The sequence below is a fragment of the Zoogloea sp. genome, from assembly GCF_041904905.1.
GTDB lineage: Bacteria > Pseudomonadota > Gammaproteobacteria > Burkholderiales > Rhodocyclaceae > Zoogloea.
This window is the reverse complement of record NZ_JAYRMI010000092.1, coordinates 1-14,068: the sequence shown is the minus strand read 5'-3', so window position 1 is coordinate 14,068 and position 14,068 is coordinate 1. Positions and strand designations below refer to the sequence as shown.

The window sequence follows — 14,068 nt, the reverse complement described above, 5'->3', positions numbered from 1 at the left end:
TGGGCGGCTATCTGGCCGTGGCCTGCCTGCTGGCCGGCGGCGTGCTGCTGCTGCCGGCGGTGGCGGCGGGGCTGGCGCGGCTGCTGCCCGATCGCGGCCCGGTGCCGGCGCGGCTGGCGGCGGCCCGCCTGGGCGCGGCGCCCGGCCACGCGGTGGTGGCGGCGGCCGGGGTGCTGGCGAGCGTGGCCCTGGCGGCGGCGATGGCGATCATGGTGGCGTCGTTCCGGGATTCGGTGGACGAGTGGCTGACCCAGGTGCTGCCGGCCGATCTTTACCTGCGCACCAGCCGCAGCGCCTCGAGCGGTTTTCTGGATGCCGCCCAGCAGGCGCGCATCGCGGCGGTGCCGGGGGTGGCCGAGGCGCGCTTCTCGCGGATGGACAGCCTGCGTCTGACCCCCGGGCGCCCGCCGGTGACGCTGATCGCGCGCCCCCTGCCGGCCGACGGCGCCGGCCTGCCCCTGGTGGGCGCGGCGCGGCCAGGGCCGGGCGGGGTGACGGTCTGGATCTCCGAAGCGGTGCAGGACGTGCTGGGCTGGCAGCCCGGCGATGCGGTGACGCTGCCCCTCGCCGGCCGCGCGGTGCCGGTGCGGGTGGGTGGCGTGTGGCGGGATTACGCCCGCCAGACCGGCGCGGTGACGATCGACCTGGCCGATTACCGACGCCTCACCGGCGACCCGCTGGCGAGCGACGCGGCGATCTTTCTCGCCCAGGGCGCGGCCCCGGCGGCGGTGGAGGCGGCGCTGCTCGCCACCGCACCGGCCGGGGCGCTGGAGGTGGCCCGGCCGGGCGAGATCCGCGCCATCAGCCTGCGCATCTTCGACCGCACGTTCGCGGTCACCTATCTGCTGGAGGCGGTGGCCGTGGCGATTGGCCTGGCCGGTGTGGCGGCGAGCTTTGCCGCGCTGGCGGCGGCCCGGCGGCGGGAGTTCGGGATGCTCCGCCACCTGGGCCTGACCCGCCGCCAGATCGGCTGGATGCTGGCCCAGGAGGGTGCGCTGGCGGCCGGCGTGGGCGTGCTCGCCGGGCTGGCGGTGGGCGGCGCCATCGGGCTGGTGCTGATCGAGGTGGTCAATCGGCAGAGCTTTCACTGGAGCATGGATGTGCACGTGCCGTGGCTGTCGCTGGCGGTGTTTGGCGTGGGGCTGGTGGCCCTGGGGGCGGGCGCGGCGGTGCTCGCCGGGCGGCAGGCGATGCGTCAGGACGCGGTGCTGGCGGTGAGGGAGGATTGGTGATGGGGCTGCAGTGCAAAACGGGGGTCATGCAGCGCCGCGCTGCATGCATGCACCTTTTAGGTGCAGCGCCCGAGTTCGGAGCTTCAACGATGCTGCAAAAAGCATCGGCGCCGGAGGCTGGAACTCGACCATTGCTGCTTTTTGCTGTAGCGATGCACTTATTTGGTGCGCTCGACGAGCTTCGAGCTGCACCGTTGCTGCTTTTTGCAGCAACGGTGCAGCTCGGAACGCCAACGGTGCAGCTCGGAACGCCAACGGTGCAGCTCGGAACGCCAACGGTGCAGCTCGGAACGCCAACGGTGCAGCTCGGAACGCCAACGGTGCAGCTCGGAACGCCAACGGTGCAGTTCCGAGCTGCAATCGCAGTGCGCTGTGCTGCAGCGATGCCGGCGGGCGCCCGGCACCCACGCTCGGGATGGGGCCGGTCTGTCCGCCCCGCTGCATCAGGCCGGCCCGACGCCGGGGGCGTGGCATGAAGCACGGTGCCCATCCCCACGCGATGCGCCGTCGCCTGCTGCTGGCGCTGGCGACCCTGCCTGGCTGGAGGGCGGCGCGGGCTGCGGAGTTCGCCCCGGTGCTGCCCGGGCGGCGGCTGGCGTTTCCGGCGGATCACGGCGCCCATCCGGATTTCCGCACCGAGTGGTGGTATGCCACCGGCTGGCTGGCCCTGCCGGACGGCCGCCCGCTGGGTTTTCAGGTGACCTTCTTCCGGGTGCGCACCGGCGTGGGGGAGGGCAGCCCGAGCGCCTTTGCGCCGCGTCAGTTGGTGATGGCCCACGCGGCAATCGCCGACCCACTGCTTGGGCGGCTACGCCACGACGAGCGTTCGGCCCGGGTGGGCTTCGGCCGCGCCGGCTTTGAGACCGGCCGCACGGCGGTGTGGTGCGGCGACTGGCGCTTTGCGCTGGATGGCGGGCGCTACCGGGCGGAGGTGCGCGCGGCGGATTTCGCCTACGCGCTGGATCTCACCCCCGACGGCCCGCCGCTCCTCAACGGCAGGGCCGGCTTTTCGGCCAAGGCCGCGGACCCGCGCCACGCCAGCTACTACTACAGCCGGCCCCAGCTGGCGGTAAGCGGCACGGTGACGCTGGACGGCCGCAGCCAGCCGGTGACCGGCAAGGCCTGGCTGGATCACGAGTGGTCCAGCGAGCTGATGCCCGACGGCGCCCAGGGCTGGGATTGGCTGGGCGCCAATCTGGAGGACGGCAGCGGCCTGATGGCCTTCCGGATGCGCGGGCAGGACGGAAAACCGATGTGGTCCGCGGCCAGCTGGCGGGCGGCCGATGGCACGGCGCGCATCCTCGCGCCCGCGGAAGTGGCCTTCGCGCCCCTGCGCGAATGGCGCTCGCCGCGCACCGGCATCCGCTACCCCGTGGCCTGGCGGCTGACGCTGGCGGGCCGGGTGTTCGAGCTTGTGCCCCTCATCGACGATCAGGAACTCGACAGCCGCCGCTCCACCGGCGCGGTGTACTGGGAGGGCGCGGTGCGCCTGACGGCCGACGGCCGCGAGGTGGGGCGGGGCTATCTGGAGATGACGGGGTACGGGGCGCGGATTCGGGTGGGGTAGGGGCCGCCGGGCGCATCACGGCGCGCGGGTTGGGGGTGGGCCGTTGTAGGGCAGGCTGGAGAGCGCCTTGAAACTCAGCGCGGTGTAGCGCAGCGCGGCGAGCCGGCAGGCCATCGGGCCGATTTCGTGCTGCCTGAAGATGTTGTTGCCCGAGAGGTTGATCTGGTGGCAATGGACCTGCGCCGTGACGCCTGGGGCGATGGGTTCGCCGTTGCGGCACTCGTTGAGGTAATGCAGCACGTCGGCGTCTTCGAAGATCAGATGCACCGCTTGCAGATCTGCCAGATTGCGGTTGCGCCGCTCGTAATCGGTGGCGAAGAAGCCACTGACCGGGGTCGGGTTGAAGCCGATCACCTTGCTCACGCCCGGGTTGCGGAAGGCCGTGTATAGGGCCAGCCCGGCCCCCAGCGAGTGACCCACCAGCGTGATGCGCGGGGCGCCGGGGCGGGCGGCGTCGCGCTCGCGGAGTTCCTCCTCGCGGATCAGGATCTGATCGAGCAGGCGCGGATAGGTGCGCGCGGCCTGGCTGTACTGGTCGTGGAAGAGCGGCAGCAGGGCGGTGAGAAAGCGCAGGTTCGACCACCAGCCGCCGCTGCCCTGGGTGCCGCGGAAGACGATGGCGTATTCGGTGTGCGGGTCGGTTTCGCCGGCGGCCTTGGCCATCCGGTAGTCCCGCGCCCACACTTCGATGAGGAGGTCGGGCACGAAGAAGTGATAGCCGAGGGCGCGGGGAATCCGGTCGAAATCGTAGAGCCGCTCCCAGCCGGGGATGAGCAGCGGAATGGCGACGCGGTCATCGTTGGCCGGGTCGCAGTCGGTGTGGAAGTCGATGCTGCTGACCTTCTTGTCCTTGAACGCCCGGTCGCCGAAACGGGCCCCGACGTCCTGCCGCCAATCTTCGGTCTGGAGCGCATCGAACCCTTCGGGCGCGGCGGTGGGGTCGGTCGGGAGGTCGCTGAGCCCCCTGGCCTGCCGGCGGGCCTTGAGCCATTCCTTGCGGTTAAAGTCCCGATAGGTGTCGGCGGCCATCAGCGCATAGGGGGCAAACTGCTCGGCCACGTCGAAGTGGTGTCGGCAGTTGTCGTTGCGCGCCTTGCCGTGCCAGGGGTAGCAGTCTTCCGGCGTCATGCGCGCAACGGCGGCCTGGGCCGGTGGGGGTGGCGCCGTCAGGTCGATGAAGTCGCCCGACCAGACGCTGGCGGAGACGAAGAGGCCGGCGATCCACACGAGCAGTGTGACGAGGCCGGCGGGGCGGCGGCAGGGAGCGTTGCGCATTGTGGTTTTCATCGGTGGGAATCAGCGTTTTTCGAGATCGGCACACCGGACGGGGTAGGCGCGGGTGAGCACCTTGCCGCGCACCCGCAGGGGCACCGCACCGCCGGCGCCGCGTGTGTCGACGGTGGGCGACAGCGTGTCGTCCGCCGGCCGCTCCCGCTCTTCGCAGGTGCTGCCGGCGTTGGCGGGGGCGTCGCCGATGGACCAGTGGGCCAGGGCCCTGGGATTGCCCGCCGGGGCCGGGCCGGCATCGACGCCGTAGGTCGCGAGGCGATCGATCATCCAGCCCAGGGAGATGTCGGGCAGGCCGGTCTCGCCGGTGTAGCCGCCCCCCACGTCGGCATGGGCGCCGGGGAACCATTCCTGCTCCAGCTTGGTGAGCTGGGCGTCGTACGCCGGGCACAGGAGCAGCGGGTGGAAGCGGCTGCGCTTCTCGTCCAGCGAAACAGCGTGGGCGATGTGGTGGATCGGCGGATAGCTGCCGGTCTTGTAGCGGTCGCCTTCCTTGCGGTTGGGCATCTCCTTGCACACGCCATACTTGACGAAGGCCGATCCGGGCACGGTGTCCCACACGCCGAGGAAGGTGACTTCGGCGTCGCGCACTTTGCGACCGAGGCGCTGGTCGATCTTTGGCGCCATCGGCGGTGCCGTGCCGGGTTTCCAGTGCGCCCAGGCCGTGGCGTGAGCGTCGTCGGTTTCGTCCTTCACGATTTCCTGGATGCCGTTGGCGAGCTTGAGCTGCCTGCGTCGGCTGTCTTCCTTGGGGGGCACGCCGGCATAGGCGATCAGCCCGGCGAGGTTGCGGGCCTCGTGGGCGCCGCGGCTGAAGCCGAAGATGAAGATCCGGTCGCCAGGCTGGTATTGCTCGGCCAGGAAGGCGTAGCCGCAGCGCACCCGGCGTTCGAGCCCGTGCCCCAGGGCATTGCCGAAGATTGGATTGGTGGTGGAGCCGACACCCGGGATGTAGGCAGCGGCGAAGCCGTCCTTGCGGTGGGCGAGCAGCCGCTCATGGAGCCGCCGGACGTTGGTGCGGGAGTCTGCGCTGTTGCCGGTGCCATCGAGGAAGACGAACAGATCGCGGGCCGCCCGCGGGCTGCCCGCCGGTGGGCGCTCGGTGACGTCCATCTCGCATTCGTAGGCAGCGGCGCCGGCGGCGTGGGCCAGGAGCATGACGCCGGCCACCAGGGCTTTCGTGCCCCTCGGGGCGGATAACAGTGTGTTCATGGTGCCTCCCAGGCGGCTGGTCGATCTTGTTGTCGGGCTTTGTTCCGGTATAGCAGGCGAATGGCATTCATGCAGATTTGACGGGCGGGCATCTTGAAGTCCGCCGGGTCTCCCTCATCTATGCCGCAGACAGAAATCCGGAGGCCCTATGCGCTACGACAAGTTCACCACCAAGTTCCAGCAAGCCCTCGCCGATGCCCAGAGCCTCGCGGTGGGCAACGATCAGCAGTTCATCGAGCCCCAGCACCTGCTGCTGGCGCTGCTCAACCAGGACGACGGCAGCACCGCGTCGCTCCTGCAGCGGGCCGGCGTGAATGGCGCCGCGCTCAAGACGGCGCTCGTCAAGGCGCTGGAGCGTCTGCCCAAGGTGCAGGGCCACGGCGGCGAGGTGTCCGTCGGGCGCGATCTGGGCAACCTGCTCAACCTCACCGACAAGGCCGCCCAGCAGCGGGGCGACGAATTCATCGCCAGCGAGATGTTCCTGCTGGCCCTGGCCGACGACAAGGGCGAGACTGGCCGTCTGCTGAAGGAACACGGCCTGACCAGGAAGGCGCTCGAGCAGGCCATCGACGCCGTGCGCGGCGGCCAGAACGTGGGCAGCGCCGACGCCGAGAGCCAGCGCGAGGCCCTGAAGAAGTTCTGCGTCGATCTGACCGACCGCGCCCGCCAGGGCAAGCTCGACCCGGTGATCGGCCGCGACGACGAGATCCGCCGGGCGATCCAGATCCTGCAACGTCGCACCAAGAACAACCCGGTGCTGATCGGCGAGCCCGGCGTGGGCAAGACGGCCATCGTCGAGGGCCTCGCCCAGCGCATCATCAATGGCGAAGTGCCCGAAACCCTGAAGGGTAAGCGCGTGCTGGTGCTCGACATGGCGGGGCTGCTGGCCGGTGCCAAGTACCGCGGCGAGTTCGAGGAGCGCCTGAAGGCGGTGCTGAACGACATCGCCAAGGACGAAGGCCGGATCATCCTGTTCATCGACGAGATCCACACCATGGTGGGCGCCGGCAAGGCCGAGGGCGCCATCGACGCCGGCAACATGCTCAAGCCCGCGCTGGCCCGCGGCGAGTTGCACTGCATCGGCGCCACCACCCTCGACGAATACCGCAAGTACATCGAGAAGGACGCCGCGCTGGAGCGCCGCTTCCAGAAGGTGCTGGTGGATGAGCCGTCGGTGGAATCGACCATCGCCATCCTCCGCGGCCTGCAGGAGAAGTACGAACTGCACCACGGCGTGGACATCACCGACCCGGCCATCGTCGCCGCGGCGGAGCTGTCCCACCGCTACATCACCGACCGCTTCCTGCCCGACAAGGCCATCGACCTGATCGACGAGGCCGCGGCGCGCATCAAGATGGAGATCGACTCCAAGCCCGAGGTGATGGACAAGCTTGAACGCCGCCGCATCCAGCTGGAGATCGAGCAGCTGGCGGTGCAGAAGGAGAAGGACGAAGCCTCGCAGAAGCGTCTGGCGCTGATCGAGGAAGAGATCGCCCGCATCAAGAAGGAATACTCGGATCTCGAGGAGATCTGGAAGGCCGAGAAGTCGGCGGTGCAGGGCTCCGCCCAGATCAAGGAAGAGATCGACCGCCTGAAGGCCGACATCGCCAAGCTGCAGCGCGAGGGCAAGCTCGAGAAGGTGGCCGAGTTGCAGTACGGCAAGCTGCCCCAGCTCGAAGCCCAGCTCAAGAAGGCCGAAGCCAGCGGCGACGCCAAGCCGGCCAACAAGCTGCTGCGCACCCAGGTGGGCGCCGAGGAGATCGCCGAGGTGGTGAGCCGCGCCACCGGCATCCCGGTGTCCAAGATGATGCAGGGCGAGCGCGAGAAGCTGCTCAAGATGGAAGACAAGCTCCACCAGCGCGTGGTGGGCCAGGACGAAGCCGTGCGGCTGGTGGCCGATGCGATCCGCCGCTCCCGCGCCGGGCTGTCGGACGAGAACCGGCCTTACGGCTCCTTCCTGTTCCTGGGCCCCACGGGCGTGGGCAAGACCGAGCTGTGCAAGACGCTGGCCGAGTTCCTCTTCGACAGCGAGGAGCACCTCATCCGCATCGACATGAGCGAGTTCATGGAGAAGCACTCGGTGGCCCGCCTGATCGGCGCGCCTCCGGGCTACGTGGGCTACGAGGAGGGCGGCTATCTCACCGAGCAGGTGCGTCGCAAGCCGTACAGCGTGATCCTCTTCGACGAGGTGGAGAAGGCTCACCCGGATGTCTTCAACGTGCTGCTGCAGGTGCTCGACGACGGGCGGATGACCGACGGCCAGGGCCGCACGGTGGACTTCAAGAACACCGTGATCGTGATGACCAGCAATCTGGGCAGCCAGATGATCCAGCAGATGTCCGGCGACGACTACGGCGTGATCAAGCTGGCGGTGATGGCCGAAGTGAAGACCTACTTCCGGCCGGAGTTCATCAACCGGATCGACGAGGTGGTGGTGTTCCACGCGCTCGATGAGAAGCACATCGCGTCCATCGCCCGCATCCAGCTGGCCTACCTCGAGAAGCGCCTGGCGCGGCTCGACATGCATCTGGACGTGAGCGACGCAGCCCTTGCCGAACTGGCCAAGGCCGGCTTCGACCCGGTGTTCGGCGCCCGGCCGCTCAAGCGGGCGATTCAGGAGCACATCGAGAACCCGCTCGCCAAGCGCATCCTCGAAGGGCAGTTCGCCGCCAAGGACACCATCAAGGTGGATTGCACCGACGGGAAGATCGGCTTCACGAAGGCCTGATTCCATCTCCAGCTGGCACCACGGAAGGCCCGCAGCGATGCGGGCCTTCTGCCGTGTGCGATGCCGGGCACGTATTGACTTCAGGTAGGGCTGAAATTATATTCAGTCATCTTTCAAGTCGTAGAAGCGGATCGCACCATGCCCGTCGTCGTCCAGCGCCTGATTGCGCTGCTGTTGTGCCTTGCCCAGCTGGGCTGCGTCACCTCGTCGTGGATGAGCGACACCTACTCGAAGGACACCATCCGGAGCTTCACCGTCACCGGCGACGGCAGCGAGCTGGTCGTGCTGGGCGACAACTACCACTATTTCTTCCCCTCGTCGTCGGGGCTCCTGAAGATACTGAGCTGGGAAGGCCGGGCCTTGCTGGAGGCGAACCTCAACCATACATTCTCTGCCGACGGGGACAAGGTCAAAGGGGCGCTCTACCTGTCGGCCAGGGTCGCCAGCCTCGACGCCGCGCAGCGGGCGTTCTTGCTCAAGGCGGGCTTCAGGGAGGTGGAAGCCCAGGGGATGTTGTACGAACGCGTCGATCTGGAAGGCCGTCGCTACAGCGCGGCGGGGGTGCATGTGCCCGACGACGTTGCCTTCGCACGCCCCTACGAGGTTGAAATCCGGGAGGTGACGCCACCGGGCAAATACGCCGCCAAGCTGCTGGCGACACCGGTCACGGTGGCGGCCGACGGCGCGCTGATCGTGGGCGGTTTCGCGGTGCTGCTCGTTTTCTGTACGGCGACGATGGTTGTGGACGGCTGCAGGGTGCGTAAATGAGCGCCCATTCGCCACCTTCAAGACACGCTATTTAACGCTTTCCGCGTCCGGTGTGCGGGGCTTCGGCGGATAAGCCGATATACTTGCGCGATTGAATTGAACCCATTACCCGGAAAGGATTTTTCATGCAGGAAGACGACGACAACCAGAACCTCGTGCTCGGTATTCTCTTCGGCATCATCGCGCTGGTCATCGGCCTGGTGATCGGTCTGGCCTCCTACGTCTCCGGTCAGGCCAAGGTTGCCGCCCCGGCTGCCGTGGCCGCCGTCGAGGCCCCCGAGATCGCCGAAGTGGGCGAGCCGCTCATCAAGCTGTACTTCGACTCCGGCAAGGCCGAACTGCCCGCCAACGCCGCCGAGGAAGTCGCCAAGGTCGTCGCCAAGCTGCAGGAAGAGCCCGCCAAGCTGGTGTTGATCTCCGGCTACCACGACGAAACCGGCGGTGCCGCCGTCAACGCCGAAGTCGCCAAGGCCCGTGCCCTGGCCGTCAAGGATGCGCTGATCGGCGCTGGCGTGCCGGCCGACAAGGTGAACCTGCGCAAGCCGGCCATAACCCTGGGCGGTGGCGACGCCGCCGAAGCCCGTCGCGTGGAAGTGCGCGTGCAGTAATCGCCGCACCGCGCCGCACAGGAAAGCCGGGTCCGCCCGGCTTTTTTTCGTTCACCGCGCCGGGGCCCGCCGCCAGCTCGACTACCATCCGCCCATGATCCGCTACCAGACCCTCGCCGAGCAGACCGGGCACCTGATCGAGAGCGGCGTGCTCCGCCCCGGCGAGCGCCTGCCCTCGGTCCGCCAGGCCTGCCGCATCCACGACGTGAGCCCGGTCACCGTCACCCAGGCCTACGCGCTGCTGGAGAGCCGCGGGCTGGTGGAGGCGCGGCCGCGCTCGGGTTACTTCGTGCGCGCCCGGCGGCCCCAGCGCCTGCCCGAGCCGGCGATGAGCCGCCCCCAGCCGGATTTCACCGAGCTGCAGGTGAGCGACTTCATCTTCCAGATCCTCGACAGCGTGAAGGACCCGGCGGTGGTGCCGCTGGGCTCCAGCTTCCCCGCGCCCGAGCTGTTCCCCCTAGGGCGGCTGGGGCGCTGCCTGGCCCACGCGGCCCGCCACCTCGACCCGCGCGCCACCCTCACCGATCTGCCGCCCGGCAACGCCGAGCTGCGCCGCCAGCTCGCCCTGCGCTACCTCGCCCACGGCGCCCAGGTGTCGCCCGGGGAGATCGTCATCACCTCGGGCGCGATGGAGGGGCTCAACCTGTGCCTGCAGGCGGTCACCCGCCCGGGCGACCTGATCGCCGTCGAGTCGCCCACCTTCTACGCCGGCCTGCAGGCGGTGGAGCGGCGCGGGCTGCGGGTGGCGGAGATCCCGTCTCACCCCCGGGAGGGCGTCAGCATCGAGGCGCTGGCCGAGCTGCTGCGCCACCATCCGGTGCGGGCCTGCCTGTTCATGCTCAACTTTGCCAACCCCACCGGCGCGCGGATGCCCGACGCCCGCCGCCGCGAGCTGATGGCCCTGCTCACCCGCCACCAGGTGCCGCTGATCGAGGACGACGTGTACGCCGAGCTGTACTTCGGCAACGCCGCGCCCCTGTGCACCAAGGCGGTGGACCCGGCCGGCATCGCGATGCACGTCTCGTCGTTCTCCAAGTGCCTTGCGCCGGGCTACCGGATCGGCTGGGTGGCGGCCGGGCGCTACGCCGACGCCCTCCAGCGCCAGAAGCTGGCGAGCAGCATCGCCACCACCGTGCCGGTGCAGATCGCCCTGGCGGATTACCTCAAGCAGGGCGGCTTCGACAAGCACCTGCGCGGCCTGCGCCAGCGCCTCGCGGCCCAGGAGGCCGCGCTGGTGGCGGCGGTGGAGGCGCATTTCCCCGCCGGCACGCGCCTCGCCCGGCCCGACGGCGGCTACTTCCTGTGGCTGGAACTGCCGCCCCAGGTGGACGCCTTGCGCCTGCACCAGGCCGCGCTGGCGGCGGGGATCAGCCTGGCGCCGGGGCCCATCTTTTCGGCCACCCGGGAGTTCGGCCACTGCATCCGCCTCAACTTCGGTCATCCCGACGCGGGCGCTCAGGCGGCAGCGGTGGCCACCCTCGGCAAGCTGGTGGCGGCCCAGCTGTAGGGCATCTGTACCTATTGTTTTTTCAGTTTTCTGAATCTGTGCCTATCCGGGGCCGGGTGGTCTACTCCCCCCATCGGGGCGCCGCCCCGCCCGGAGGCTCAAGATGCACGGCAAGACCCCCACAGCGCGGGTGACGCTGTACCGCAACAAGGAACAGATCCATGCCCGCTCCACCCGCGGGCGCTTCAACAACCTGCGCTGGGCCATGGTGTGGCTCACCCAGCTGGTGTTCTACGGCGCCTGCTGGCTCACCTGGGCGGGCGAGGGCGGGGCGCCGCGGCAGGCGCTGCTGTTCGACATCGCCCACGAGAAGTGCTACCTCTTCGGCCTGGTGCTGTGGCCCCAGGACGCGCTGCTCCTGGCGATCGTGCTGATCCTCGCCGCCACCGGGCTGTTCCTGGTCACCGCGTGGGTGGGGCGGGTGTTCTGCGGCTTCGCCTGCCCGCAAACCGTTTACACCTCGATCTTCATGGGGATCGAGGAGAAGGTGGAAGGCGATCATCTCGCCCGCAGCCGCCTCGACGCCGCCCCCTGGACCGCCCGCAAGCTCGCCCTGCGCGCCACCAAACACGGCCTATGGCTGGCGCTGGCGGCGTGGTCCGGGATCACCTTCGTCGGCTACTTCACCCCGATCCGCGAGCTGCTGCCGGCGCTGGCCGGCTGGCGGCTGGGCCCGTGGGAAGGCTTCTGGGTCGTCTTCTACGGGCTCTTCATGTACCTGCAGGCCGGCTTCGCCCGCGAGGCGGTGTGCCAGCACATGTGCCCGTATTCGCGCTTCCAGGGGGTGATGTTCGACCCCGCCACCCGCAGCGTGGCCTACCGCGCCGCCCGGGGCGAGCCGCGCCGGGCCAGGGGCGGCGCGGGCGCCGGCGACTGCGTGGATTGCGGCATCTGCGTGCAGGTGTGCCCCACCGGCATCGACATCCGCGACGGCCTGCAATACCAGTGCATCAACTGCGGCCTGTGCGCCGACGCCTGCGACGCGGTGATGACGCGCATCGGCAAGCCCGTCGGGCTGATCGGCTTCGCCTCCGAACTGGAACTCAGCGGCAAGCCCGGCGCCGCCCGGCCGCGGCTGGCGGGGTATGGCGGGCTGCTGGCGGTGTGCGTGGGGCTGGCGGCGTGGACCCTCGCCAGCCGCCCCCTGCTGCGGGTGGACGTGCTGCGCGACCGGGGCAGCCTGGCGCGGGAAGCCGCCGACGGGCGCATCGAAAACGCCTACACCCTCAAGCTCATCAACCTTGCCGACGCCCCGCGGGATTTCCGGGTGGCGGTGAGTGGCATCGACGGCGCCGAGATCGTCGGCCCGACGCGCTTTGCCGGCGAGGCGGGCGGCATCCGCACGGTGCAGCTCACGGTGGCCGTGCCGGCGGGCGAGGGCGGGGCGGGGGTGCGGCCGATTGCCTTCGAGGTGACCGCCGAACGGGACGCCGCCGTCCGCGCGGTGGAGCGGAGCACCTTCGCGATGCCGTGAGCCCGAAATCAAAAATCTTGTGAAATCCGCCGCAATCGTCGGTCGTCTGCGGGGTTTTCCGGGGGGCGTACCCAAGTTGGTCACGGCGCTGCGGGCTTGCCGGCGGCATCATGCGCACACCGTTTCAACCGACTGCCCGCCGATGTCCGCTGCCCGCCTCGCCCATCTCGCCCGTGTTGCCCTGTTCAGCCTTGCCGCGCTGGGGGCGGGGGGCGCGTCGGCGGCCCTGCCGGACGAGGCGCCCGCCTGGAGCGACGAGCCGCCCGCCCTGGCCCGCCTGCTGGAGAGCGGCTTCAAGGCCGAGAACCTGCGCCAGCCCGGCGTGGCCGCCGCCCACTACTGCGCCGCCGCCCGCGACGGCAGCGTCGAGGGCCAATATCGCCTGGGCCGGCTCTACCTGATGGGGCAGGGCGTGGCGCGGGACAACCAGATCGCCACCACGCTGCTCTCCATCGCCGCCCAGCGCGGCCACGAGAAGGCCCGCAGCCTGGTGGTGCCCATGGCCGCCGGCGAAAGCCTGCCCGACTGCCTCGTCACCGGCACGCCGCCCGCGCTGCTGGCCGCCGCCGCCAGCGAAGAGGCGGTGCCCCAGGAAGTGGTGGATCGCTTCGTCAAGGCCCTGCCCGCCGACAAGCGCCGCCTGGCCCAGCTGGTGCAGAAGCTCGCCCCGCGCTTCCAGGTGGACCCGCGCCTCGCGCTGGCCATCGTGCGCACCGAATCCAACTTCGACCCCAGCGCCCGCTCGCCCAAGAACGCCCTCGGGCTGATGCAGCTCATCCCCGACACCGCCGAGCGCTTCGGCGTGCGCGACGCGCTCGACCCGGAGCAGAACGTCCGCGGCGGCCTCGCCTACCTGCGCTGGCTGCTGTCCCAGTTCAAGGGCGACGTGGCCCTGGCTGCCGCCGCCTACAACGCCGGCGAAGGCAACGTGATGCGCTACAAGGGCGTGCCCCCCTTTGCCGAGACCCAGGAATACGTCCGCCGCATCCTCGCCTTCTACCGCGCCCCCCGCCACACCGAAACCCTGCGCGGCTGAAGCGGACCGGTTCTCCCCGGACAGGAACCGGTTCGGCTTTGACTTGAACGGGTTCAGGTCGGACATGAACCGGTTCACCTCCGACCTGAACCGGGTCACCTCGGACTTGAACCCGTTCAGCTTTGACCTGAACCGGTTCACCTCGGACATGAACCCGTGCAGCTCTGACCTGAACCAGATCACCTCGGACATGAACTAGTTCAGCTTTGACCTGAACCGGTTCACCTCGGACATGAACTAGTTCAGCTCTGACCTGAACCGGTTCACCTCGGACATGAACTAGTTCAGCTCTGACCTGAACCAGATCACCTCGGACATGAACTAGTTCGGCTCTGACCTGAACTGGTTCACCTCAGACATGAACCAGTTCGGCTCTGACCTGAACCGGTTCACCTCGGACATGAACCAGTTCAGCTCTGACCTGAACCAGATCACCTCGGACATGAACCAGTTCAGCTCTGACCTGAACCAATTCACCTCGGACATGAATCAGGTCATTTATGGCATTAAGGTGCGATTGCCCTGGAGCCTGTCCGAATTTTTGTGTTTGAGGCATAACGTAGTCCCAGAAAGGAATGGTTATGCCAAGGAAGAAACAGAAGTTACCGCTGCCACCCGTAGCCGTGTTGCCGGAAGGCGCGCAGCAGTG

11 protein-coding genes are annotated in these 14,068 nt (G+C 69.0%); 9 read left to right on the top strand and 2 right to left on the bottom strand.

All coding sequences use genetic code 11. The features are described 5' to 3' along the window. Together ACE3N6_RS17695 and ACE3N6_RS17690 are read left to right on the top strand one after the other, a co-directional pair. The coding region (locus tag ACE3N6_RS17695) for an ABC transporter permease (RefSeq protein ID WP_374247144.1) at nucleotides 1-1,232 on the top strand (1,232 nt) is incomplete at its 5' end. 472 nt (nucleotides 1,233-1,704) lie between these two features. Then, entirely contained in the window at nucleotides 1,705-2,799 is a 1,095-nt protein-coding gene (locus ACE3N6_RS17690; RefSeq protein ID WP_374247143.1) for a lipocalin-like domain-containing protein, read from the top strand. 15 nt (nucleotides 2,800-2,814) lie between these two features. Here ACE3N6_RS17690 and ACE3N6_RS17685 read toward each other — a convergent pair whose 3' ends face one another. Continuing rightward, nucleotides 2,815-4,074: a hypothetical protein gene (locus ACE3N6_RS17685; RefSeq protein ID WP_374247142.1), complete on the bottom strand. Its 1,260-nt coding sequence runs from the start codon at nucleotides 4,072-4,074 to the stop codon at nucleotides 2,815-2,817. 21 nt (nucleotides 4,075-4,095) lie between these two features. After that, nucleotides 4,096-5,298 (bottom strand): phospholipase effector Tle1 domain-containing protein, encoded by a 1,203-nt coding sequence (locus tag ACE3N6_RS17680; RefSeq protein ID WP_374247141.1) that lies wholly within the window; start codon nucleotides 5,296-5,298, stop codon nucleotides 4,096-4,098. A gap of 148 nt (nucleotides 5,299-5,446) precedes the next feature. On the opposite strand from ACE3N6_RS17680, the gene clpB reads away from it, so the two are divergent. From clpB to ACE3N6_RS17645, 7 genes are all read left to right on the top strand, one after another. After that, nucleotides 5,447-8,026, top strand: a complete 2,580-nt coding sequence (gene clpB, locus ACE3N6_RS17675; protein ID WP_374247140.1) for an ATP-dependent chaperone ClpB — start codon at nucleotides 5,447-5,449, stop codon at nucleotides 8,024-8,026. Nucleotides 8,027-8,164: 138 nt separating this feature from the next. Then, entirely contained in the window at nucleotides 8,165-8,794 is a 630-nt protein-coding gene (locus ACE3N6_RS17670; protein WP_374247138.1) for a hypothetical protein, read from the top strand. 125 nt (nucleotides 8,795-8,919) lie between these two features. Beyond that, nucleotides 8,920-9,402 carry an OmpA family protein gene (locus tag ACE3N6_RS17665; protein WP_374247137.1) on the top strand — a complete coding sequence of 161 codons (483 nt, stop codon included), beginning with the start codon at nucleotides 8,920-8,922 and terminating at the stop codon, nucleotides 9,400-9,402. A 94-nt stretch (nucleotides 9,403-9,496) separates the two neighbouring features. Then, complete coding sequence (locus ACE3N6_RS17660) at nucleotides 9,497-10,909, top strand: PLP-dependent aminotransferase family protein (protein ID WP_374247136.1); 1,413 nt, start codon at nucleotides 9,497-9,499, stop codon at nucleotides 10,907-10,909. A gap of 103 nt (nucleotides 10,910-11,012) precedes the next feature. Continuing rightward, a complete protein-coding gene (ccoG, locus tag ACE3N6_RS17655; RefSeq protein ID WP_374247135.1) occupies nucleotides 11,013-12,383 on the top strand; it encodes a cytochrome c oxidase accessory protein CcoG in 1,371 nt (456 codons plus the stop codon). A 142-nt stretch (nucleotides 12,384-12,525) separates the two neighbouring features. Next, nucleotides 12,526-13,419 carry a transglycosylase SLT domain-containing protein gene (locus ACE3N6_RS17650; RefSeq protein WP_374247134.1) on the top strand — a complete coding sequence of 298 codons (894 nt, stop codon included), beginning with the start codon at nucleotides 12,526-12,528 and terminating at the stop codon, nucleotides 13,417-13,419. 358 nt (nucleotides 13,420-13,777) lie between these two features. Next, on the top strand, nucleotides 13,778-14,068 hold a 291-nt coding region (locus ACE3N6_RS17645), incomplete at its 3' end, for a hypothetical protein (RefSeq protein ID WP_374247133.1).